20 protein-coding genes are annotated in these 24146 nt (G+C 40.4%); 7 read left to right on the forward strand and 13 right to left on the reverse strand.

What is annotated here, in order from left to right; all coding sequences use genetic code 11:
• Positions 1–56 precede the first annotated feature (56 nt).
• Positions 57–1136, forward strand: coding sequence for a glycine cleavage system aminomethyltransferase GcvT (gene gcvT, locus H9X96_RS07680; protein ID WP_187665735.1), 1080 nt, complete (start codon positions 57–59; stop codon positions 1134–1136).
• A gap of 48 nt (positions 1137–1184) precedes the next feature.
• Entirely contained in the window at positions 1185–1901 is a 717-nt protein-coding gene (locus H9X96_RS07685; protein ID WP_187665736.1) for a 2-phosphosulfolactate phosphatase, read from the forward strand.
• A gap of 16 nt (positions 1902–1917) precedes the next feature.
• On the opposite strand, the gene H9X96_RS07690 is transcribed toward H9X96_RS07685, so the two are convergent.
• Positions 1918–2712: a patatin-like phospholipase family protein gene (locus H9X96_RS07690; RefSeq protein ID WP_187665737.1), complete on the reverse strand. Its 795-nt coding sequence runs from the start codon at positions 2710–2712 to the stop codon at positions 1918–1920.
• A gap of 46 nt (positions 2713–2758) precedes the next feature.
• Entirely contained in the window at positions 2759–3739 is a 981-nt protein-coding gene (gene gldB, locus H9X96_RS07695; protein WP_255431044.1) for a gliding motility lipoprotein GldB, read from the reverse strand.
• Between the two features lie 187 nt (positions 3740–3926).
• On the opposite strand from gldB, the gene H9X96_RS07700 reads away from it, so the two are divergent.
• Positions 3927–4598: a porin family protein gene (locus H9X96_RS07700; protein ID WP_187665739.1), complete on the forward strand. Its 672-nt coding sequence runs from the start codon at positions 3927–3929 to the stop codon at positions 4596–4598.
• Positions 4599–4630: 32 nt separating this feature from the next.
• Positions 4631–6271 (forward strand): NAD+ synthase, encoded by a 1641-nt coding sequence (locus H9X96_RS07705; RefSeq protein ID WP_187665740.1) that lies wholly within the window; start codon positions 4631–4633, stop codon positions 6269–6271.
• 124 nt (positions 6272–6395) lie between these two features.
• Here H9X96_RS07705 and lnt read toward each other — a convergent pair whose 3' ends face one another.
• The 3 genes from lnt to rsmI form a co-directional block, all read right to left on the reverse strand.
• Positions 6396–8018 (reverse strand): apolipoprotein N-acyltransferase, encoded by a 1623-nt coding sequence (gene lnt / locus H9X96_RS07710; RefSeq protein WP_187665741.1) that lies wholly within the window; start codon positions 8016–8018, stop codon positions 6396–6398.
• Positions 8019–8090: 72 nt separating this feature from the next.
• Complete coding sequence (locus tag H9X96_RS07715) at positions 8091–8771, reverse strand: PH domain-containing protein (protein ID WP_187665742.1); 681 nt, start codon at positions 8769–8771, stop codon at positions 8091–8093.
• A gap of 187 nt (positions 8772–8958) precedes the next feature.
• The gene (gene rsmI, locus H9X96_RS07720; protein WP_187665743.1) at positions 8959–9678 is read right to left on the reverse strand and encodes a 16S rRNA (cytidine(1402)-2'-O)-methyltransferase; all 720 of its coding nucleotides are present in this window, start codon (positions 9676–9678) and stop codon (positions 8959–8961) included.
• Positions 9679–9799: 121 nt separating this feature from the next.
• Between rsmI and serS the strand changes: the two genes are divergently transcribed.
• Positions 9800–11071, forward strand: coding sequence for a serine--tRNA ligase (gene serS, locus H9X96_RS07725; RefSeq protein WP_187665744.1), 1272 nt, complete (start codon positions 9800–9802; stop codon positions 11069–11071).
• Positions 11072–11193: 122 nt separating this feature from the next.
• On the opposite strand, the gene H9X96_RS07730 is transcribed toward serS, so the two are convergent.
• From H9X96_RS07730 to ileS, 5 genes are all read right to left on the reverse strand, one after another.
• On the reverse strand, positions 11194–11508 hold the full coding sequence (locus tag H9X96_RS07730; protein ID WP_187665745.1) for a hypothetical protein: 315 nt from the start codon (positions 11506–11508) through the stop codon (positions 11194–11196).
• 204 nt (positions 11509–11712) lie between these two features.
• Positions 11713–12414 carry an SIMPL domain-containing protein gene (locus H9X96_RS07735; protein WP_187665746.1) on the reverse strand — a complete coding sequence of 234 codons (702 nt, stop codon included), beginning with the start codon at positions 12412–12414 and terminating at the stop codon, positions 11713–11715.
• 207 nt (positions 12415–12621) lie between these two features.
• Entirely contained in the window at positions 12622–13224 is a 603-nt protein-coding gene (locus tag H9X96_RS07740; protein ID WP_187665747.1) for a lipoprotein signal peptidase, read from the reverse strand.
• A complete protein-coding gene (locus H9X96_RS07745; RefSeq protein ID WP_187665748.1) occupies positions 13224–13607 on the reverse strand; it encodes a TraR/DksA C4-type zinc finger protein in 384 nt (127 codons plus the stop codon). The genes H9X96_RS07740 and H9X96_RS07745 overlap by 1 nt, the downstream gene beginning before the upstream one ends.
• A gap of 4 nt (positions 13608–13611) precedes the next feature.
• A complete protein-coding gene (gene ileS / locus H9X96_RS07750; protein ID WP_187665749.1) occupies positions 13612–17007 on the reverse strand; it encodes an isoleucine--tRNA ligase in 3396 nt (1131 codons plus the stop codon).
• Positions 17008–17248: 241 nt separating this feature from the next.
• Between ileS and H9X96_RS07755 the strand changes: the two genes are divergently transcribed.
• A complete protein-coding gene (locus H9X96_RS07755; RefSeq protein ID WP_187665750.1) occupies positions 17249–17497 on the forward strand; it encodes an isoleucyl-tRNA synthetase in 249 nt (82 codons plus the stop codon).
• A gap of 41 nt (positions 17498–17538) precedes the next feature.
• Here the strand turns inward: H9X96_RS07755 and H9X96_RS07760 are convergent, their stop codons facing one another.
• The gene (locus tag H9X96_RS07760) at positions 17539–19923 is read right to left on the reverse strand and encodes a phosphocholine-specific phospholipase C (protein WP_187665751.1); all 2385 of its coding nucleotides are present in this window, start codon (positions 19921–19923) and stop codon (positions 17539–17541) included.
• A 186-nt stretch (positions 19924–20109) separates the two neighbouring features.
• On the opposite strand from H9X96_RS07760, the gene H9X96_RS07765 reads away from it, so the two are divergent.
• Positions 20110–21567 carry a PQQ-dependent sugar dehydrogenase gene (locus tag H9X96_RS07765; RefSeq protein ID WP_187665752.1) on the forward strand — a complete coding sequence of 486 codons (1458 nt, stop codon included), beginning with the start codon at positions 20110–20112 and terminating at the stop codon, positions 21565–21567.
• On the opposite strand, the gene eboC is transcribed toward H9X96_RS07765, so the two are convergent.
• Positions 21560–22453 carry a UbiA-like protein EboC gene (eboC, locus tag H9X96_RS07770; RefSeq protein ID WP_370576722.1) on the reverse strand — a complete coding sequence of 298 codons (894 nt, stop codon included), beginning with the start codon at positions 22451–22453 and terminating at the stop codon, positions 21560–21562. The genes H9X96_RS07765 and eboC overlap by 8 nt on opposite strands.
• Before the next feature lie 264 nt (positions 22454–22717).
• The gene (locus H9X96_RS07775) at positions 22718–23887 is read right to left on the reverse strand and encodes a glycoside hydrolase family 105 protein (protein WP_222943850.1); all 1170 of its coding nucleotides are present in this window, start codon (positions 23885–23887) and stop codon (positions 22718–22720) included.
• Positions 23888–24146: the final 259 nt, after the last annotated feature.

Below are 24146 nucleotides of genomic sequence, written 5' to 3' on the forward strand. Positions count from 1 at the left end.
CCGCATTAGGTAGGTCAGCGCTGATCGTTCATAAACGCTAAAAAACAAATATTCTAATGAAAAATACCGCATTAACAGAAAAACACATTTCATTAGGTGCCAAAATGGTGCCTTTCGCAGGTTACAATATGCCAGTTCAGTATGAAGGTATCAATGCCGAACACGCAACCGTAAGAGGATCTGTGGGCGTTTTTGATGTAAGTCACATGGGTGAATTCATCGTAAAAGGTGAAAATGCACTGGATCTTATTCAAAGAGTAACCAGCAATGATGCTTCAAAATTATATGACGGTAAAGTACAATATTCTTGTCTGCCGAATGAAGATGGTGGTATTGTAGACGATTTATTGGTTTACAGAATAGATGAAGCTGCTTATATGTTGGTGGTCAATGCTTCTAACATTGAGAAAGACTGGAACTGGATTCAAAAATTCAATGATAAAGGCGTAGAAATGCACAACATTTCTGACCAGACTTCTCTTTTAGCAATTCAAGGTCCTAAAGCTGCTGAAGCATTACAGCGCTTAACAGACGTTGATCTTGCTTCTATGGAATATTACAACTTCGTAAAAGCAACTTTTGCAGGTATTGAAAATGTAATCATTTCTGCAACTGGTTATACTGGTGCTGGTGGTTTTGAGATCTATTTCGACAATGCAAATGCAGCAGCGATCTGGGATGCGATTTTCGAAGCTGGCGAGGCATTCGGTATTAAGCCAATTGGTTTAGGTGCTCGTGATACACTGCGTTTGGAAATGGGTTTCTGTTTGTATGGAAATGACATCGATGATACCACTTCTCCAATTGAAGCAGGTCTAGGATGGATTACTAAATTCAGCAAAAAATTCACCAATTCTGAAGCATTACAAGCGCAGAAAGAAGCTGGTGTTGCCCGTAAATTAATCGGTTTTGAGATGATCGACAGAGGTATTCCTCGTCATGATTACGAGATCGTTGATGCAGAAGGTAAGGTAACCGGAAGAGTAACTTCAGGTACGCAAGCACCATCTTTACAGAAAGCAATCGGTATGGGTTATATTGATAAAGCACTGGCCAAAGAAGGTACAGAGATTTTTATCCATATCCGTAACAACAAAATTAAAGCGAAAGTGGTAAAATTCCCTTTCGCAAAATAAGTAACATCAATTCAGCAATAGAAAACAATTAGCGAGATTCCATTACCCATGCAGAAAAGTTTAGAAGTTTGTTTAACACCAGCATTATTAGATCTTTATTCAATAGAAGACCGTGTAGTGGTGGTCATAGATGTGCTGAGGGCTACCTCTTCAATGGTATATGGAATTGATAATGGTGCCAGTGCAATCATTCCTGTTGCACAGGTAGAAGATTGTCTGAACTATGCGGATAAAGGTTTTCTATTGGCTGCAGAGCGAAATGGAGAAGTGGTTGAAGGCTATGACTTCGGCAATTCTCCATTTTCTTATTCCCATGAAAAAGTAAATGGGAAAACAATTGTACTGACCACCACAAATGGTACGAAAGCATTACACCTGGCTCAAAAAAGAGCACACCAGGTGGTGATCGGTTCGTTTTTAAACCTGGAAGCACTTTGTAACTGGCTTCGTATACAGGATAAAGGCGTGTTATTGCTTTGTGCAGGCTGGAAAGATAAATTCAACCTGGAAGACACGCTGTTTGCCGGTGCTGTGGTAAAGGAATTGCGTAAAGATTTTACCTATTTTGACGATTCCTGCGTTGCCGCTGAGGATCTTTATGACCTGGCAAAAGACGATTTAAGAAGCTATCTTCATAAATCATCACATAGCCATAGACTGGCTGAACTGAACATTGAAGAAGATGTGAAATTCTGTCTGCAGCTTAATATTTGCAGTACTATTCCGGTTTTAGTTGGTGATGCGCTGGTGGCACTGGAAGCTTAATTCCGAATCGGAAATCCTATTCAGGAAATCCCAGCTTAAAATTTAGGATCAGCTCCTGCAAACTTTCATTAGTTTGAATGGTTTTTAAAGTCTGTTCGTAAGCCAGCCAGTAAATGGTTTCTGCTTTCTTCATATCGAAAGTACTGATATCCCCCATACCTGTTGGCTCTACCATTGCATTACAGAACGCAGCTTTCTGCTCTGTATCTTTATTTATAGACATCACACCTGCTCTTTTCATGAGGGTAGAGATGTTGGTAATTTTATCAACTTTGGTCAGGTGATTACAGGAGGAGCCGATGATATAATCGCAGCTGCTCATGAGTGGTTCAATTGGGAAGTTATTCAAAATCCCTCCATCTACGTACATCTGGTTCTCTATCATGATGGGCCTGAAAATACCGGGAATACAGCTGGAAGCAAGTACGGCTCTGATCAGCGGTCCATTAGTGAAATATACCAGTTTTCCCTCACTGAAATTCGTTGCGGCAATGGTGAGTGGAATTTTTAGGTTTTCCATCCTGTCTACGGGAAGGTGTTCTTTTAGCAATTCTTCTACATGCTCAATATTGATGAGTCCGAGGGAGCCCAAGGCTGGTCGGATGAAACGGAATAGTTTTGCCTTAATGAAGATATCTAGGCCGGCCTCCGGATCTATCCCGGAAGCAAAAAAAGCACCTGCAATTGAACCCGCACTGGTTCCGCTGATGTGACTGAACACAATTCCTGCATTTTTTAAAGCTTTTAAAACACCCAGATGAGCGATGCCTCTAATCCCTCCGCCTGATAATACTATTCCTACCTTAACCATATTACTCGTTTCTTTGCTGTTTAGAATTGCTAATTCTTTTCTATTGCTATTTAGGCTTATATTTTGATAAGTTCAATATTTTTTGAGGATCTTTTTCTGCCATTAACTGTTGAAGCGAGACTTCTTTATTTTCCTCCATATATTTTCTGACCATCTGCCAACCCATCCATACGCCTAATTTTGGTGCGGATTCCTGTTTGTCGCCTAATCCCGGTGTAAAAGGACCTTCCCCTAAAAACACCTGAATCTTTTGGTAGTCAGTCTCGAATAATAGATTGTTCTGCAATAAATAGGCCCAGATGTCTACTTCGTAAGTTTTACACCAATCTATTTGTGCTTTTGTGTAGCCAATCTTTACCGCATCTGGTACTGCATCCGGCAATACCTGGTCCATAAAATATAAGATTTTTCCGTTTTGAATCATTTTGGACAAAAGGGTCCGGTCTTCGTCTTTTGCGGGGAATAAATCTTCGCGGGCATAAGTTTCCGTTACTCTGGGTACCACATATTCCGGACTGAAACGGCGGGAAAGATAGGCGGGTACGCTTTGAACGATCGCTCCATAAAACTTGCTGTTTTTTCCAAGAAACATATCCAATCCGATACCCATATAATCGTCTCCGATTGGGGTTTGTACCGCAAATCCAGAAACAAAAGAAATCATTCTGGGGATTTTTACATCAGGATAGTAATGCTTTATATATTTAAAAGTCTGTGTCAGGTCTTTTTCAATGTGGTCCATGTTTTTGAAAACACTGTCGGCTTCTTTATTGAGGTCCGTATAGGCCTGATCTTTATAAAGGGTAGTTAAAATTTCGGGACTGGTGTAACTGCCATCTCCCACCATACGGTGAACGTAGTCCTGGTAAAAAGCCCCGTATTTTTTCTGCAGCAGCTCATCAGTTTTTTGCAGGTCTGCGGACTTGCCCTGATAGAGGTCTCTGTCGAAACGTTCTACTTTCAAGTCTAGTTTTATATCGCTTACATCCGGCTTACTGGCCTGCTTACATGAAAAAAAAGCAAGCATAGAAAGAAAAAATAGATAGATTTGGCTGGGTTTTACGTTATATGTCATTAATAGCAAATATATGTACATCCCATATTAAAATTGCAAAACAAATTGACTGAAAATGGATCCCTCTCATCATACATTTTAATGCAGCAATAAATTGGCTGATGAGCGCTTCATAGGATTGAAAACAAATAATATAATAATGAAAAATACATATCTTACTTTATTCTTACTTCTTTTAACGGGACAACTTTTCGCACAACAGGGTGGATCGCCATATTACGGGTTCAGATTAGGTTTAACTGCACATCCAACTTTAGGATGGGTGAAACCGGAAGTCGGGAAATCAGAAGGGCTGGCTTTAGGTTTTTCTTACGGTTTGTTGGGTGATTTTAATTTCGCAGAAAACTATTCATTTGCCACAGGATTGACCATCACCACAATTAATGGTAAAAGTACGGAAGTGAATGTACGTCCTTACCATGATGCTACAGATGGTAGTAACATGGCTTATGATTTAAGGTATAGAATGCAATACATCGAAATTCCGTTGACGATAAAGTTGAAAACCAATAAAATTGGTGAGTTAAGATGGTATGGGCAATTCGGTATTTCCAATGATTTTAATATTGGAGCAAAGCAGAATGCCCAGATGTTAGGTAAGAAAGTGGAGAATGATAGAAACATTTCTGACTATAGTAAATTTTACCGTGCCGGTATGGTCGTTGCCGCAGGTGGAGAATATGACCTGGACGATCGTACCAGTCTGGCCATCGGTTTAACCTTCAATAACGGCTTAACGAATATTGTAAAGGATGGCGATCGCAGGGCGAAAAACCATTTTATTGGCCTGAACGTAGGCGTTTTCTTTTAAGGAATTACAAATCAGATTATAAGTACAGACACATGAATATCGCACTGGCACAACTCAATTACCATATTGGGAACTTTGAACACAATACCAAAAAGATCATAGACAGTATCGAGCAAGCAAAAGCAAAAGGCGCCGACCTGGTTGTTTTTGCAGAATTAGCCGTTTGCGGCTATCCTGCCAGGGATTTTTTAGAGTTCGATGAGTTTATTCAATTGTGCGAAACTGCAGCTTTAGAAATCGCCAGCAAATGCCATGGTATCGCCTGTATTATCGGACTGCCCGTAAAGAATGATATTCTGGCTGGTAAAGACCTTTACAATGCGGCTTATTTTATTGAAGATGGCCACATTAAAAATATCGTAAAAAAAGCCTTATTGCCTACTTATGATGTTTTTGATGAATACCGATACTTTGAACCAGCCAATCATTTCGAATGTATTCGTTTTAAAGGGCAGAAAATTGCATTGACTATTTGTGAAGATTTGTGGAATATCAACAACAATCCCTTATATGCTTCTTCGCCAATGGACGAGCTGATTCGTCAGAAACCAGACCTAATGATCAACATTGCGGCTTCTCCGTTTTCTTATTGTCATGATGAGGAAAGGGTCGTAGTACTGTCTGATAACGCCAAGAAATATAAGCTGCCATTGCTGTATGTGAACCAGGTAGGAGCGCAGACGGAGATTATTTTTGATGGGGGTTCTATGGTATTTGATAAAAAAGGACAGCTTGTGGATGAAATGCCTTATTTCAAAGAGGAACTAAGGCTTTATGAATTGGAAAATGGTCATTTCAAAAATCATTCCCCAATCGAGCATGTAGCTGCACCTGATATTGAGCAGATTCATGACGCGCTCGTATTGGGTATTAAAGATTATTTTGAAAAATCGGGTTTCAGTAAAGCGGTATTGGGACTTTCCGGGGGAATTGACTCCGCAATTGTTTGCGCTTTAGCTTGCAGAGCACTCGGATCAGAGAATGTGATGGCAGTTTTGATGCCTTCGAAATATTCTTCCGATCATTCTATTGATGATGCTTTAGCTTTGGTAAAAAACATTGGCTGTAAACAGGAGATCATACCCATTGCCGCAGCAGCAGATGCTTTTGATCAAATGATGGCACCCGCTTTTCAAGGGTTGCCTTTCAACCTGACGGAAGAAAATATTCAGGCCAGATGCAGGGGAATTATTGTGATGGCGATGTCCAATAAATTCGGCTACATCTTGTTAAATACTTCCAATAAAAGTGAATGTGCAGTAGGTTATGGCACTTTATATGGAGATATGTGTGGTGCAATTGGGGTAATTGGAGATGTTTACAAAATTCAGGTGTATGAATTGGCGCACTATATCAATAAAGATGGCATCGTGATCCCAGAGAATTCGATCGTTAAACCACCATCTGCAGAGTTGAGACCCGGACAAAAAGATTCGGACTCCCTGCCAGATTATGATATTCTTGATAAAATTCTTTTCCAGTATATTGAGCTGAAACAAAGCTCTGCTGCGATTATCGCACAAGGTTATGATGAAGCTTTAGTCAGAAGGATTCTGAAAATGGTGAATAATGCGGAATTTAAGCGTTATCAAACGCCGCCGATTTTAAGGGTATCGCCTAAAGCATTTGGAATGGGGAGAAGGATGCCGATTGTAGGAAAGTACCTTTCTTAGCGCCGCTGTTTTCCCAGCAGATGAGCTCTACTGGCGAACAAAAAAACCTTAGCTGTTTAAATAGCTAAGGTTTTTTTGATTGATTTTAGTTTAATATTTGAAATCAATACTTGAACTGATATTTTTAAACGGTTTTTTTTACCCATTTCCGGTAAGGGATAATTAAGGCCAGTAGGATAGCGATTAAAGAAAATAGTTTTGCAATCAGATCGCCGTTTTCTACGTAGAAAGTCAGGTCGCTGTTCAGGTTAATGTCTGCTTTTAAAGCAGTGCGTGTCCACCATTTGCTTTGTTTTATAATGTTTCCTTTCTGATCAATAAATCCGGAGATTCCGGTATTCGCAGAACGGACTACCCAGCGTCTGGTTTCAATTGCCCGTAATTTCGCGTATAACAGATGCTGATCTTTTCCGGAGGTATTTCCCCACCAGCCATCATTGGTGATGATAGCGATGAACTGAGCGCCTTCTTTTACAGATTCACCAACCCAGTCTCCCCATAAAGATTCGTAACAGATCACAGGAGCTACGCCAATACCGCTTTGTGCATAGAATACACCCGGATGGTCTTGCCATCCCCAGCCACCAGCAGTACCACCTAGCTGGGCAAAAACAGGGGTTAAAAAGGCCAGTGTTTTTGGAAAAGGCATTTTTTCTACGCCTGGTACTAATTTCGATTTATGGTAAAACTGTACATTAGCCGAGTTTTCCACCTGCATCGCTGCATTGAAATTGTCGAAGTACCTACCGCTATTTGGATCCAGTTTGGAGCTGATCGTCTGTTTATCATTATACACCTTAATACTTTCAATTCCGGTGATCAATGTGCCGTTTTTATACTTAGAAATAAAATCCTGAAGCTGGATGAAATCAGGATTACTTCTGATCCTGTCTTCATCGCTGTAGTTAGGAATTGCAGTTTCAGGCCAGATGAAATATTCAGTATTCACTTGTCCTATAGCATCAGACAGCTGGGTTAGCGTCTGCATCTGCTCCTGTGCAGAAATACCACCTAATTTTTGATAAGGATCAATGTTTGGCTGAACGGTCACTACATTAACCGGCACCTTTTTCTCTTCATAAGTAGAATACCTGATCAATGATGCCGCAATTGGGATTAAAATCACCGCTGCCCATACCATGACCGGTCTGAATTTTAAGTAAGCTTTTTGTGTTTTCCAGGCTTGATAAGCCTCAAAAGCGAGAATATTAGTTAACAAGATCCATAGAGAACCGCCATAGACCCCAGTATATTCATACCATTGTACCAATTGGTGACTGGTGGCAAAGCCGTTGCCCAATGTCATCCATGGAAAGGCCAGGTCCCAGGTTTGGTGGAGGTATTCCATGGCGATCCAGAAGCTGATTAATCCGGTATAAGCTATCCATTTGCTGGAATATCGACTTAAACGGTAATACAGCCAGAAAGCGAAAGTCATCAGTAATGCACCTAGTCCGTAAGGAATCAGCGAAATCAGGAAGGCGACAAATGGATTATTATAGGCACTAACTGCATTGTAAACCCAGTAAATACAGGCCGTGTTCCAAATTAGAAAGGTGAGTCCGGCGGTTAAGAAAACTTGTTTTCCTTTTTTCTCTTTGCTGTTATTGCTGATTTGTGTAATGGCGATGAGTAAAGGGACCATGCCAACTAACAGAAGAGGGGCAGTGAATGGAATCGGCGGCCAGGCCAGCCACATTAAAAAAGCGCTGAGTAATGCAAGGAGCGTCGTGTTTTTTGAATTCATCGGATAATTAATGGAGGTATGGTAAGGAAGCTGTCGGCGGGTGCCGACAGCTTTATTTTTTTAGCGGTCCAATTAAAAGCTGTCCAGGATGCTTGCTTTTTTCGCTTCATATTCTTCCAGAGTAATCAATTGTTTATCATACAATGTTTTCAATTTCCTTAGTTTTAGCGTGGTTTCATCTTCAGGTTCTTCAACCGGAGCAGGCGCTGCATAAGGAGTTGGGGGTATATAAGGAGCTGGTGCCGGAGTATGGGGGATAAAAGCTAAGGGCTCTTCCTCTACAACAGGAGTTGGTGCTGTATTTACGGTTACCGGAGAGGTTGAAGAACGTCTTTCTTCCAGTTCTACCTGTCTTTGCTGTTCTTTGTATTCTTCCAATTGCTCGTGTGCAGCCTGATATAATTTACGGGCCTGAACTTTAGGAATGTATTCCGTAATGATGTTCTCACCGTGAGTAGGCACACAGATAAATTTAGAACCAAAGATCTCCTCTTTAAAAGAAACCTCTTTAATGGTTTTCCAGGAGATGTCTTTGAAATTCATGGTGATCCCAAAATTGCCAGGCTCACAATAGAAAATACGTTTATTACTCACCACAATACAGGTAGGAAGAATGTTCACTGCCGGTCTTTTTTGTACCGCCATATAAATCAGCTCTTCATTTGCACTGAGCATATCATTTAATTTTCCTAAAACCTTTTCAACAGCTTTAGGGTCCTGTTCATCACTTAAAAATCTATCAATTAAAATCATACTAATTCTTTTTATAATGCTATCAAAAATTGAACCTGAAATCTTCTTCTTTTCCTGGCCTGCTGTTATTTAACCTGGAATTGTTTTTCTTTTAATCCGATCTCTTTTTCCAGTTTAGCAATTGCTTTTTTAGCGTGTAGTTAGCCCAAATTGTCAAGGACAGCCAACCTAAACACTAGATTTCTGTTTAATCTTCCGAATCGTCGTTCTTGTCATATTTAGACTTCTTCACTTCTACTTTTCCTGCGATACAGATCACAAATTCGCCTTTCAGAATATTATTCTCAAAATGTTCTTTGATTTCCGATAAGGTCCCCCTTACCGTTTCTTCGTACATTTTTGTCAGCTCCCTGCTTACGGAAGCCTGACGGTCTTCACCACAATATTCTGCAAATTCTTCTAGTGTTTTAAGTAACCTATGCGGACTTTCATACAATATAATCGTACGGTCTTCTTCTGCCAGTTTCTTAAAACGTGTTTGTCTGCCTTTTTTTACCGGCAGAAATCCTTCAAAAATAAAGGTGTCGGAAGGAAGTCCGGAGTTCACCAGTGCAGGTACAAAAGCAGTTGCGCCCGGCAAACATTCTACCGCAAGGTCATTTTTTATGGCTTCTCTCACCAGGAAAAAACCTGGGTCAGAGATAGCTGGAGTCCCTGCATCAGAGATCAGTGCCACATTTTTTCCTTCTTTTAGAAATTTGATGATCTCAGAAGTGGCCTGATGTTCATTGTGCTGGTGGTGAGAATACGCCTTTTTTTCGATCCCAAAATGTTTCAGCATTGGTGCACTCGTACGTGTATCTTCGGCCAGAATTACATCTGCCTCTTTTAAAATCCTTATCGCCCTGAAGGTCATATCTTCAAGGTTGCCAATCGGCGTGGGAACAAGAAATAATTTGCCTTCCATAGTATTTTTTTCATCAGCTCAGCCAAAATAGGGGCCATGTTGAAGGATATTATTCCTACAGATGCCTTATCTGGGTTCGCAATGACGTTTAAGTTATTATCTTTGTTTAAAATATAAAATAATGCTGCAAGTTAACTATATCCGCGAAAATAGAGACAAAGTTTTAGAACGACTGAGTGTTCGTAAATTCAAGCAACCAGAATTGGTTGATGAAATTATTAAAATTGATGAAGAGCGTAGACAAGCTCAAACCGCCTTAGATTCACTTTCTGCAATTGCTAATTCCAGTGCTAAACAAATTGGTGAGCTGATGCGTAATGGAAAAAAAGAGGAAGCGGAAGTATTAAAGTCGGAGACTACAGCAAATAAAGAGCAAATCAAAAACCTTTCAGAGGTATTGACTGCTGCAGAAGAGCAATTGTTTCAATTGATGGTACAATTGCCTAACCTGCCACATGACTCTGTGGCTACAGGTAATACTGCGGAAGAAAATGAAGAAATATTTATCCATGGTGAGCCTGCAGTATTGGACAAAAATGCAGTACCACATTGGGAACTGACCAGCAAATATGACATCATTGATTTTGAACTGGGTACAAAAATTACCGGTGCAGGATTCCCAGTATATAAAGGAAAAGGTGCACGCTTACAAAGAGCGCTGATCAATTATTTCCTGGATAAAGCGGTAGATGCTGGTTACAGAGAAATGCAGGTGCCATTATTGGTGAATGAAGCTTCAGGTTTTGGAACTGGACAATTACCGGATAAAGAAGGTCAAATGTACCATTCAGGTGTGGATAACCTTTACCTGATCCCTACTGCTGAAGTACCGGTAACAAATTTATACCGTGATGTAATTTTGAAAGAGGAAGAACTTCCGATTAAAAATACCGCATATACCCCATGTTTCCGTCGCGAGGCTGGATCTTATGGTGCACACGTAAGAGGTTTAAACCGCTTGCACCAGTTTGATAAAGTGGAATTGGTACAGGTAGTACACCCGGATCACTCTTATGAAACATTAGAACAAATGAGTGCTTATGTACAAGATTTGTTAAAGGATTTAGGCCTTCATTTCCGTGTTTTACGTTTATGTGGAGGAGATATGGGCTTTGCTGCAGCCATGACTTACGATATGGAAGTATGGAGTGCTGCACAGCAGCGCTGGTTAGAGGTTTCTTCTGTTTCAAACTTTGAAACTTATCAGAGTACCCGATTAAAATTAAGATTTAAAGGCGCTGCCGGTAAAACACAGTTGGCGCATACTTTAAATGGAAGTGCCCTGGCATTACCACGTATTGTGGCTTGTATCCTGGAAAACAACCAAACTGATAAAGGCGTTAAAATTCCTGAGGTATTGGTGAAATACACAGGATTCGAATACATTGATTAGTGCTGGTGAATGAACAAATAGCTTTTGATAAAAGCTCCATCAGTTTGTCTACAATAAATTGGGCAAAAAAAAACCTTCTCCATAACGGAGAAGGTTTTTTTATTCATCGGTAGATGATACTATTATAAGATTAAGATTAACAACAGAATGATAATGATGATCGCTCCAACAGAAAGATAAACACCACCACCTAAAGCTTTAGATTGTTTCTTTAGTTCTTTAAGTTCTTTACGAAGTTCTTTTTTCTCTGTTCTGGACAAATTAGATTTATCCATTGATTTGATTTCCTCTACACGTTCTGTAATTCTTTTCAATTGAACCTGCTGTTCAGCGGTCATTTCCGTTTTTGGATGGTTAGATTTTTCTGCCGCAACAACAGTGTTTGCGCTAACGCCCAGCATAAAGATCAAGGCTAACGAGTAAATGAATTTTTTCATGTGATATAGGGTTATGTGTCTTACTATTGTATGACAAACAAAAAACCTACCAAAAAATAATGGTAGGTTTTTTATCAAGGATTTCCTGCTTAAAAAAACGTTGTTTTTAGTATGCCTGAGGCATATAGCAAAATATATTTTAATTTGTTATAGGGCCTCTGATCAGCAGGGAAAGACTAAAAGTGTGTATTCCTGTGGTCAGCATTATCTGATCTCAAACACGGTATTCATGGTGTAAGTCAGTTTTATTTTCTTGAAGTCGATCTCCGGAGCTGGTGCTCCAGCCATATCTGCGCTTTCTGATTTCATCATCATCACATTACGATACATTGGCTGAGGGTAAGATTCGTTGTTTAATTCCTGAATATCGATTACACCACCTAATTTATCCCCAATTGCTTCTACAAGGTAGATCGCTTTTGCTTTTGCAGCCTGCAATGCTTTAATTTTTAATTCTTTTTTTAACGCTTCAATTTTTGAATAGTCATAGCTATCAATATTGGTATAAGCGATTCCTTTTGGATCTACATCACCAATGATTTCATTGAACTTATTCAGGTCGCTTACTTTCAAACGGTATTGTTTGCTCACCAGGAAATCAGGATTTTTCTTTTTCTCGGCAACGGTATAACCTGATAAATTGTTAATCGTTAAATTCTCTTTTGAAATACCAGCAGCCTGAATCGCATTATACAATTGAGTTTCTAAGGTGGTAATTTCTACTTTTTTCTTGCTGTTGTTATCTTTTAAATATTCTTTTAAAGAGATGCTGATGTAAATAATATCTGGAGTCACTTCTGTTTCTGCAGATCCGCTCACACTAATTTTTTTTCTTAGGTCTACTTGTTGAGCCATGGCACTTAAACTGAATAAGGCAACGAAGGCAAGGGCAAATAACTTTTTCATAATAGTTGTTTTTCTTTTTGTGTATTTGATAAGAAGATGTAAATAGTTGGTCAATTCCATATCAACCAAGCACACAATTTACAAAATTGCACTTAACTCATTCATTATGAGTTGTATTTTTTGTTAAAATTCTTTGCTTAAAAAATCGATTAGAATAAAAAAACCCGTAAAACATTTGCTTTACGGGCTGATTAGATTTATAAGGTTTTAATCTTCTGCAATTTCATTGTTCAGACCAATTTCTTCATTTATCTCTTCCTTAAAATAAGTTTTCTGATAAATCAGGATCAGGATTACCCCGATAGAAATCGCTGCATCCGCAAGGTTAAACACCGGTCTGAAGAAGATATAATCTTCACCACCCCATATTGGCACCCATTTAGGAAACACGCCCTCTACCAGCGGGAAGTAAAACATATCTACTACTCTTCCATGAAACCAACCTGCGTAACCGTAGATTTTTCCATAAAACACGGAGTCAATGATATTGCCCAATGCGCCGGAAAAGATCAGGGCTACATTCATAATTAATCCTCTGTGGTATTTTCTTTGGATCAGGTAATGTAAACCATATCCAATACCTGCTACCGCTGCAATTCTGAATAAAGAAAGGGATAGTTTACCAAATTCACCGCCAAATTCAAGGCCAAAAGCCATTCCATTGTTCTCAGTGAAGTGGATGATACACCAATCTCCAATAATTTTGAACTCCTGTCCCAAGTACATATTGGTTTTAACCCATGTCTTGATCAGCTGATCAGCCAGCAATATTAAAAATATAATCAGTAAAGGTTTAGTATATCCCTTCATTAGCTCTGCTTCAATTTAGCTTCCATACTTAGCGTAGCATGAGGCACTGCGCGTAAACGTTCTTTCTGAATCAGTTTACCAGTCTCACGGCAAATGCCATACGTTTTGTTCTCAATACGTACCAATGCCGCTTCTAAGTTTTCAATGAATTTCTTCTGACGTGCTGCCAGCTGGTTCAATTGTTCTTTCTCTAAAGTTGCAGAGCCATCTTCTAATGTTTTATAGGTTCCTGAAGTATCTTCAGTTCCGTTAGAGTTCGGGCTACTTAATGAGCTGGTTAGTGAAAGAAATTCTTCTCTCGCCATACGTAGTTTTCCTTGAATAAGTTCTTTAAACTCTTGAAGTTCACTATCTGAATACCGTGTTTTTATAGCTTTTTCCATAATATTATTGTTTTGCGATCGAAATATCTAGTTCAACATCATCAATGACGATTTTGTTTCCACCTTCTAATTTATCTATTAAATTAATTTTATCTGCTAAAATTTCTGAACAAATGTAGGTTTTATTTTGAGCAACTGCATTTGCAATCAGATTATGGTTTTGTAAAGAGACTGTAATGCGATCGGTAACCTCAAAGTTTAATTCTTTTCGTAGATTTTGAATTCTATTAATCAGCTCACGAGACAAACCTTCCTGCTTCAATTCGTCAGTTATGGTGACATCTAAAGCAACAGTCAGGCTGCCGAGATTGGTCACTTGCCATCCCGGAATATCTTCCGCAATGATCTCCACATCAGTCAATTGAACAATGTACTCGGTGTTTGGAACCAGGTACTCACCAGTAGCCTCAAAACCAGTTAATTCCTCCGGACTCATGTTCGTGATCAGCTCAGCCACCATTTTCATTTCCTTACCTACCTTAGGTCCTAAGGCTTTAAAGTTAGGTTTGATTTTTTTCTTGATGAAACCTGCAGCATCCGTAATATATTCAATCGTTTTGATGTTTGTTTCCGACAAAATCAGCTCTTTCACCAATTCCACCTGCTCCGCAAATTTCTTGTCCAATACCGGAATTAAGATTTTTGCCAATGGCTGACGTACATTAATGCTGCTTTTTTTACGTAGGGAAAGTACCATCGAAGAGATGTTTTGTGCCAGTTCCATGCGTTCATTTAGTCCTGTATCGATCAGAGAATGATCTGCTTCATTCCATAAGGTCAAATGCACAGATTCGGTAGCATTGTTTTGAACAGTTACCGATAAGTTCTGATACAGCCAATCTGCGAAGAATGGTGCTACCGGCGACATGATCTGGGCGATGCTCGTTAAACAGGTATATAAAGTTTCGTAAGCAGCTTTTTTATCTGCGGTCATCTCACCTTTCCAGAAACGGCGACGGGATAAACGGATGTACCAGTTACTCAAATGCTCATCCACAAATGTCTGAATCGCTCTTGAAGCCTTTGTTGGCTCATAACTCTGGTAACTCTCATCTACTTCCGCAATCAGCGTCTGCAATAAGGATAGGATCCAGCGGTCTAACTCACTGCGTTCTGCAATTGGTGTCTGGTTTTCCTCATCGATCACAAACTTATCAATGTTCGCATATAAAGCGAAGAAAGAATAGGTGTTGTAAAGGGTTCCGAAAAACTTACGGCGAACCTCGTCAATACCATCGGTGTTAAATTTAAGGTTATCCCAAGGTGAAGCATTGCTGATCATGTACCAACGCGTTGCATCCGCACTATACGTATCGATTGTAGCAAAAGGATCCACACCATTGCCCAATCGTTTAGACATTTTGTTGCCGTTTTTGTCTAGTACCAATCCATTGGAAACCACGTTTTTAAATGCTACACCTGGATTGCCTACTTTCTCATTGATCGCTTTAATCTCCTCGCTAGACTCGCTTAACATCACTGCAATGGCATGTAAAGTAAAAAACCAGCCACGCGTTTGATCTACACCTTCGGCAATAAAATCAGCAGGATAGGAATTTGTAAATTCTTCTTTGTTTTCAAAAGGGAAATGCCATTGTGCATAAGGCATGGCACCGCTATCAAACCAAACATCAATCAGGTCTAATTCACGCAGCATTCTTTCGCCGTTATCCGCCGTCAGGATAACATCATCTACATAAGGACGGTGCATATCTTTCAACTCAAAACCAGCTTCCATGTAGCCTGCAGCAACGGATTTCTGAATTTCTGCATTCAGTTCCTCGATAGAACCGATACATTTTTCTTGCTTGCCATCTTCTGTACGCCAGATTGGTAAAGGAGTACCCCAATAGCGCGAGCGCGAAAGGTTCCAGTCTACCAGGTTTTCCAGCCAGTTGCCAAAACGCCCTGTTCCTGTGGCCTCAGGTTTCCAGTTAATAGTTTTATTTAAAGCCACCATTTTCTCTTTTACTGCTGTTGTTCTGATGAACCAGCTGTCTAAAGGATAATAAAGGATCGGCTTGTCAGTTCTCCAGCAGTGCGGGTAACTGTGTTCATATTTTTTAACGTCGAATGCTTTGTTGTCTTCTTTTAATTTGATGGCAATCAGCACATCTGTAGGTTTAAAATCAACAGCAGCACGTTCTTCGTCTGAATAGTATTCTTCTTTTACATAACGACCGGCGAAATCAGTCACCTCTTTCACAAACTTACCTTGTTTGTCTACTAAAGGCGCATCATTCCCATTTTCATCTTTCACCAGTACGGAAGGAACACCTGCCTCTTTGGCGATACGAAAATCGTCTGCACCAAAAATAGAAGCAGTGTGAACGATACCTGTACCGTCTTCTGTAGTTACAAAATCACCAGGAATTACGCGGAAAGCATTTGTTTCCAGGTCATCATTGGTCACATAAGGCATCAATTGATGGTAATGTAGGCCAATCAGATCTTTACCTGTAAATTCTTTAACGATAGTCCATGGAACCAGTTTATCACCAGCTTTATAATCTTCCAAAGCAATTGCTGCGGCATCCGCTTTAAAGTGTTTTCCTACCAGATCTTTGGCAAGAACCACACTTACCGGAAGGAAAGTATAAGGGTTGAAAGTTTTCACTTTCACATAGGTGATTTTTTCGCCGACGGCCAATGCACAGTTAGAAGGCAAGGTCCATGGCGTTGTGGTCCAGGCGATAATTGCGGTTTCTTCCTGCTCATTTTCAAAAAGATCTGCCATCAATGGATGCTGCTGATCCTTTTTAAGGAAAAACTGAGCGGTGATCGAGGTGTCTTTCAACATCTTGTAGGTACCTGGCTGGTTCAGCTCATGTGAGCTTAAGCCTGTTCCTGCAGCAGGAGAGTAGGGCTGTACGGTATATCCTTTGTACAAAAGACCTTTGTCGTAGAACGATTTTAAGATCGACCATAAAGACTCAATATATTCGCTTTCATAAGTGATATAAGGATTTTCAAGGTCTACCCAATAGCCCATTTTTTCGGTTAAGTCATTCCATACATCTGTGTATTTCATCACCTCCTCTTTACAAGCAGTATTGTATTCTTCCACGGAAATTTTCTTTCCGATGTCTTCTTTAGTAATGCCTAATTTCTTTTCTACAGCAAGCTCAATAGGCAATCCATGGGTATCCCATCCGCCTTTACGCTTTACCTGAAAGCCTTTTAATGTTTTATAACGGCAAAAAATATCTTTAATCGCACGTGCCATCACATGGTGGATCCCAGGCATTCCATTTGCAGAAGGCGGGCCTTCATAAAAGGTGAATGGGTTCGATTTTGAACGCGTTGAAATACTCTTCTCAAAGATGTTTTCCGCTTTCCAAAATTCAAGTATTTCTTTTCCTATTTTAGCTAGTTCCAGCTGTTTAAATTCCCTATACATCAATCAAGTATCTCCAAAAAATTAAAGTTGCAAAGTTACATTTTTTAGAATTAAAAAATGCATTGTTATCCTTGGCAATACGCCGAAGAGCCCCCGCAAACCGAAGGTTATTATTTAATAAGCTCGTAAATTAGGAAAAAAAATAGATTTATCTCCTCGCTGGCCTCCTCTGAGAGGATTTCTTTTTGAACATTGGTTTGGTTTTTGTTAACAATGAATGATAAACTAATGACCTCCTATTATGATCAAAGTAATGAAACTTCAGAAAGCGGTGTATGCCATTATCCTTGGGGTAATTGCACTGGTTGTCTACATCATCATGGCGACTAGCGGGCAGCAGTATAACATCTATGCGCTCGAATTGGCAGGTTTATGTTTTATGGCCGCAGCGATTCTTTTTCTATACCCGCTATGGACAGCAAAAGAGAATGAACGTGGGGAGGTAGAGCTCGATGTAGAGAAGCAGGAAGAGCAGGAAGTAAAGCAATAAAGAAAACAGCTGCTGCCAACTGTTTTCTTTATTGCTTTAAATTAGACGAGTCCGCCCATATATGGATCGGTGATGCTCTCTTCACCTGTTTCCACATGACCAGCATAGTGTTTAAGGAAACCCTGGTGTCCAATTACCTCTATTGAAAAGTCGTACCATGACTTGCTTTTTTGCAGATCTACGATTACTTTAGCCTTTCCTTTTGGAGATAAAGAGATTTCCTGGCTTTTGTTTTTCTGATAACTCAGGTCTTTAATCTTAACCTTTAGTGGAATGGGACCTTCATTTTCCAATAACAGTTGGATATTTCCAGTACCTTTTTTAGTCAGCATACCGGAAACTTCATATCCGCAGCTGGTTTTTAAAGCGGGATCCTGTGGATTGCCTTTAAACTGACGGAAAAATCCATTTGGACCATTGATACACAAATGATAACTGTCTTTTTCGAAGTCGGATAGTTTCAGATGATCACTAATTCGATCTCCTGCAAGTACGGCATAATTCCAGGTTTTGCCTGGCTTCTGCTGGTAATTTGCCCGACTATACATCAGGAAGGGTGCACCTACGGGAACTAACTTCTGTCCGAAATTGCCTTTTCCTGATTCTAAATCTATTTGAATGGTTTTCTTTGCAGGATCCAGATGTACATCTGCAAAAAGTTGATAGGGTAAAGCACAGGCCGGTTTTGTTCCTTTTTCTTGCTGCGGCATGGCCGATGGAGCATCAGGATCAAAAGCAGCATGCGCATTGATGTTTGAAATTTCTGCTGCGGTTAATGCATCAGGTTTTACCTGTGCCGGTTTATTTTTTGCATTCTGGATTCCGGTAATTACTGCTTCTTTTTTCAATGCAGTAACTGGCTTCGAGGGATCTGCTTTTGCAGGTCGGAATGCAGAGGTTAAATCTCCACAAATTGCCCTTCTCCAGCTGCTGATGTTTTTACTTTTGATCTTTTTCCCTGTCTTCTGACTTAGGAAGGTTTCCAAAAACATCAGACAGGAGGTATGGTCAAATACCTGTGAATTCACGTATCCGCCCTTGCTCCATGGCGAGGCAACCAGCATCGGTACCCGATAACCCAATCCAATCGGACTGTCTTTTTTCAATTCATAGTCCGGTGCAATGTCTATCTGCTCAGAAACTTTTCCAGTACCTGCATCCCCAGGTTTCGGAACTACATAAGGCGGAATGTGATCAAAATAACCGTCATTCTCGTCATAAGTAAGGATGAAAATTGTCTTTTTCCAGACTTCAGGATTTTTCGTTAGTATATCTATTGCTTCAGAAACATACCAGGTGCCATATAATGGGGAGCTGGTATGGTCAGAAAATCTTTGAGGAGCCACCAGCCAGGAAACAGTAGGTAATTTTCCGTTGTCTACATCAGAACGGAATTGGTGGAAAATATCGTTTTTCGGGATGTTGATCGTTTGTGATTTCCCTTCATCATCAGTAAATGAAAAAGGAGCAAGCTCCAGGTAATTTTCCGGGGCATTAATGTTACTGGCAAAAGCTTTGTCGATCAGGTTTTTCTCACGATTACTCAGTTTATTGTATTTTTCGGTTACTTCAGCTGGTGTTAATGGTGGTTTAGCCGTTTTATCACCGTTCTTTCTGAAGTAAGCCGCAAGTTTTACATTGTAGCGCTTCACATATTCTATCGCATTATCGCCATAATTACCCAGCCAATCGTCTACAGTGTCACCTGGTAAATCGGCTGTCCAGATTTCATTCTGGTAAATTTTCCAGCTGATGTCATTGTCTTCCAGTAATTCCGGGAAAGTATCCCAGTCTACAAAAGCATTCTCGCGGGATTCTGCCTGAGAATTATTCACCGCAGCGATGGAGGTTCCATTTTGCTCCGGGCGGATGGTGCCTGTCCAGAAAAATAGCCTGTTTGGGGTAGTTCCGGTTAAAGAAGAGCAGAAATTATGGTCGCAAATGGTGAAGGCATCAGCCATTGCATAGTAGAAAGGAATATCGGTACGGTCGTAATAACCAAGTGCCAGATGCGATTTTACAGGAACCCATTTGTCGTATTTTCCTTCATTACGGGCCGCAAGCTGGTCCGACCAGGAATGAGGCAATCCACCTTGCCAGGTGATTTTAGTCTTATTGATGTCTACATGAAAGGGGGCATAAGTTTTTCCGGCGGCATCTTGCTGCAGCCATACTTTGTTCTTATTCGGTAGGCTAAACGTTCTTGGGTCATTGAAACCCCTAACTCCTTTTAATTTACCAAACAGGTGATCGAAAGAGCGGTTTTCCTGCATGAGGAAGACCACATGTTCCGCATCATGAAAGGTGGTTCCCGGGTCCGCACTGATAGCCATGGCCTTTTGAATGGACATGGGGAGGACGTTTGGAAGTCCGGCAGCTCCGGACAAGAGCGCTGCTTTCTTTAAAAATGATCTTCTCGAATTCATGGTGGTTCTAGGTGTGTGTCTATTCAAATGTAATAACTATGACAATAAAAAAAGGGAGGAGGGTAGCGAAAAAATCTGGATTACCTTTATGTAACAATTATTATAGGAAATCATGCCTTTCCTGACAGTGATTTCTCTGGATTTATGTGTATTTTAGGTGTTCAAACACACTAAAAGTAATTCAATATGATAAAGTATTTTGGCAGCGCCCTGGTTCTTGGTGGCGTGTTGACAACTTTGCTGAGTTTTGATGAAAAGCCTCAAATCAAGCCTCAGACAACACCATTAAAAAAACACCTCATTGCTGATCCCCAATTCCTGGAAGAAAAAGCGGCCTTAAACTATCGTAATTTTTGCGGTGGCTGCCATGGCGAAAAAATGGATGCTTTTGTGGATCGCCAATGGAAACATGGCAATAAAAAAGAAGACCTGGTGAAAGCCATTAAACAAGGTTATGCCAATGAAGGGATGCCTTCTTTTGATTCCTCATTTACCGATGTGGAGATTAAAGACCTGGCTGATTATATCTTAAAAGGAATCAAAAACGTAGACCGTTACAGGGATTCAGATAAGCCAAAGAGTAGTGTCTTCAAGACGGAAGTCATGACCATTCGTTTGGATACGGTAGCAAAAGGAATGGATATTCCATGGGGAATGGCCTTCTTGCCTAATCAGGAACTATTGGTGACAGACCGTAACGGCAAATTTTACCGTGTTGGCAAAGATAAATCTTTACAGAATATCCAGGGCCTGCCTGCTTTATTGAATAAAGGACAAGGTGGATTGATGGATGTGGTGCTGGATCCAAATTTCGCACAAAACAAAACTATTTACCTTTCTTATTCTAAACCTAAAACTGAAGATGGTGTGGTATTGGCCACTACTGCCGTGTTGAAAGCTAAACTGGAAGGTAATCAGCTGACTGAACAAAAAGATATTTTTGTGGCCAAACCATGGTCTCGTACCCAGCATCATTATGGCTCGCGACTGGCTTTTGGTAAAGAGGGATATCTATATATCTCCGTTGGAGAGCGTGGAAATGAAAAGGAAAATCCACAGGAGATCAAAGGAAATGACCTGGGCAAAATTCATAGAATTAAAACTGATGGCAGTATTCCATCCGATAATCCTTTTGTGAAAACTGCTGGAGCCGCAACTTCAATTTATACTTATGGCAATAGAAATCCTCAAGGGATGACGATTCATCCGCAAACCGGAGCCATCTGGGAAAATGAACATGGACCAAGAGGTGGTGACGAAATTAACATCGTGCAGCCGGGTAAAAACTATGGCTGGCCGGTAGCTACTTATGGCATCAATTACAATGGAAAAGTGATCAGCGATGTGTCAGAAAAAGAGGGAATTACGCCGCCGATACATTATTGGATTCCTTCGATAGGGCCAAGTGGTATGGCTTTCGTGACCGGAAACCGCTATAAAGGCTGGGAAGGTAATTTACTAACTGGATCTTTGCGTTTTCAATATTTAAATAGAAGTGTGTTAAAAGATAATAAAGTGACTAAAGAGGAGATCCTTTTCAAAAATATCGGCAGACTAAGAGATGTGAGAATGGCACCGGATGGTTATATCTACATTGCAGTAGAATCACCAGGCATCATTTATAAGCTGGTACCGGTTAACTAACGGTAAAATTTTTACTCAGCCATAAGGATAAAGGGAGTAATAGAACGATCAGCAATGCGATATACCAGATGCCAAAAGCGCTGGCCCATGCCGCATTGAGCAGGATCAGGGCAATTACTCCCGCCTTTACTGATTTATCGATGTTTTCCCCGTTAGGATGGTCGACCGCTTTAAATAAGGGTGTGAAAATCATCAGGTAAAAAGGAATTACAAACAGAATAGTCATTAGGAAAAAGCCCTTGCTATTGGCAATAAATAAGATACAGGCAATCACAAAAGCATATAAAAAGGCAGCAAGATATAAGCTCGTTTTACTTTTATCATCTCCCTTTCTTCTATTGATAATGGTAAGAGAAGCAATGTAAACAATTGGAATAACGGCAATCACCAGCCACCAAATCTCTGGGGTTCTGGAAAAAATACTTACCCCTAAAAGTAAATTTAATCCTCTGCATAAACCCATATTGATGGGACCGATCACGGTTAGGTGCTTCGACCATTTATCATAAGTTAAAGCTGCAATTAAGATGAGCAGCGCCAATACGAGTGAGGTTAGGTTTACCGAGGCTGCCGCAATGATGCCGATGGTAAAGCAAATTCCCCCAAAAACCGCTGCATCTTTTCGACTGATTGCTCCACTTGGAATTGGACGCCCCGGACGTTCTTTTCTATCGGTCTCTACATCAAATACATCGTTGAAGATCACGCCGCCGCTATAAAGCCCAAGCGTAGCAATACAAAGAAGTAAAATTGGAGTCAGGTGTTCGAAGTCGAAAGCAGTAGTTAAAAAGTATCCTGAAATAGCCACGCCGGCAAGCACATCTGCAACAGACGTGACCAGATTGGCCGGACGAATGATGGTGATATAGGCGATTTGGTGCTTCACAGAATGGTCAGTTAAATTATACAGAGCCGCTGAAAACACAGCTTGCTCAGGTATAACAAAGTAATTTAAGTTTAGGTTAGTTTATTACTACAAATAAACATATAAAAAAACCTATTTAACCTTAATTTATTGTTTTGGTAACGGTTTTTCTACTGAAAAGAAGGGGTTGAGCCTGATTTCTATAGTAAATCGTGCTCAACCTCATCAGAAAATGAAGATTTCCTAGAAAATCAGTAAGTGAGAGATTGATGATTGCAGTAAATATTAAGGGCTCAATAGTGCGGTGGCACACCATAAAATAGGGGCCTGTCCATGCAAATCTCCAGTATTTCGTTTCCGATCCAGATAATATTGACGGTCGTCCTTTTTGTTTGTTCCCTCGCATACGTCCGAAATATCAGCATCTGCATTGAGGTAACTGATCAAGCCCAGCCAACCATTTTTTGCCGCTTTTCCATAGAGGTCCTTATTCAGCCAGCCATTTTTTACACCCGTAATCATGGCAAAAGTGAACATGCCCGTTGCCGAAGTTTCCGGCCATGCTTCCGGGCCGTCGATCAACTGATTCCACATCCCATTTTTACCTTGATATTTAAGCAGCGAAGCCATCATATCCAGGTATCCTTTCAGGATTCTTGGTCTGTTGGGATGTTGTTTTGGCATAGAACTCAGCAGTTCAGCCATGCCGGCCGCCATCCAGCCATTACCTCTTCCCCAGTAATAAGGCACATCCGGTGCATGAAAAAATAAGCCGTTTGGTTTTTGAAGTTCATTCAGGTAAAACACTATTTCTTTGGCCGCGCGGTCGATGTATTTCTGATCTCCAGTAGCGCGGAAAGCCTGGGCCTGCAGTGCAGTAATCATATACATATCATCAATCCATAGCCGTGTTTGCCAGGTGTAACCTTTATTATAGAAGTCATGAGACTCCGGTTTTACTCTTGGGCCTTCCGGTGGTCCCCATTGTTTATCGGCAATGGCAAGTCCCATATTCAGGTACTTTTTATGTTTTGTCTGTTTATAGAACTCTAAAGGAACAGCCCCAAATACGCTATAATCTACATGATCCGGTGTGGGAATCATTTTCTCTTCTACTCCAAAAAATGGATCAAAACGATCAGCTAATTGCTTAACCAGGGTTTTATTGCCACTGGATTTTGCGAAAGTAAGGGCCCCGTACCAGGCCACAGATTCCGGGTAGGTGATCACTCTTGGTGGCCCTGGTTTGTTAAAATTGGTATGTGGAGTCTGGACAAATCGTGCGGCCACCCGGTTGCCAATCTCCTTTGGAGAACTGCCCTTTGGCCAATTTTTTAAATCCGAGGAATTGGATTGTGCATACAAACTGGATTGCGCATATAAAAAGGTTGTTGCAGAAAAGAATAACGAAAAGATAAGTCCGCTGATGCGGGGCATGATGTTTCTGTTGTTCATGGTTTGCCTGATTTTTGGTATGATTGGTTATGGTGGTTGTTTCTACTTAGTTTTTTAATTGGTTTTTAGGATATCGTATTCTTGTTCCCTTTCTTACCGTATTTCCTGATTAACTTCATTTGGTTTTCTGCTTGTTTTATCTGTTTTGCGTATTTGAAGTTAACTTTTATTTGATTTTTGGAAAGTAGGGACTTTGCTTGTCAGCTCTTATTTAACTGTTTATGAGGATAATCGACCGTTTTTGATGATATTGTTTACT

Source organism: Pedobacter sp. N36a (assembly GCF_014472395.1).
Classification (GTDB): Bacteria; Bacteroidota; Bacteroidia; order Sphingobacteriales; family Sphingobacteriaceae; genus Pedobacter.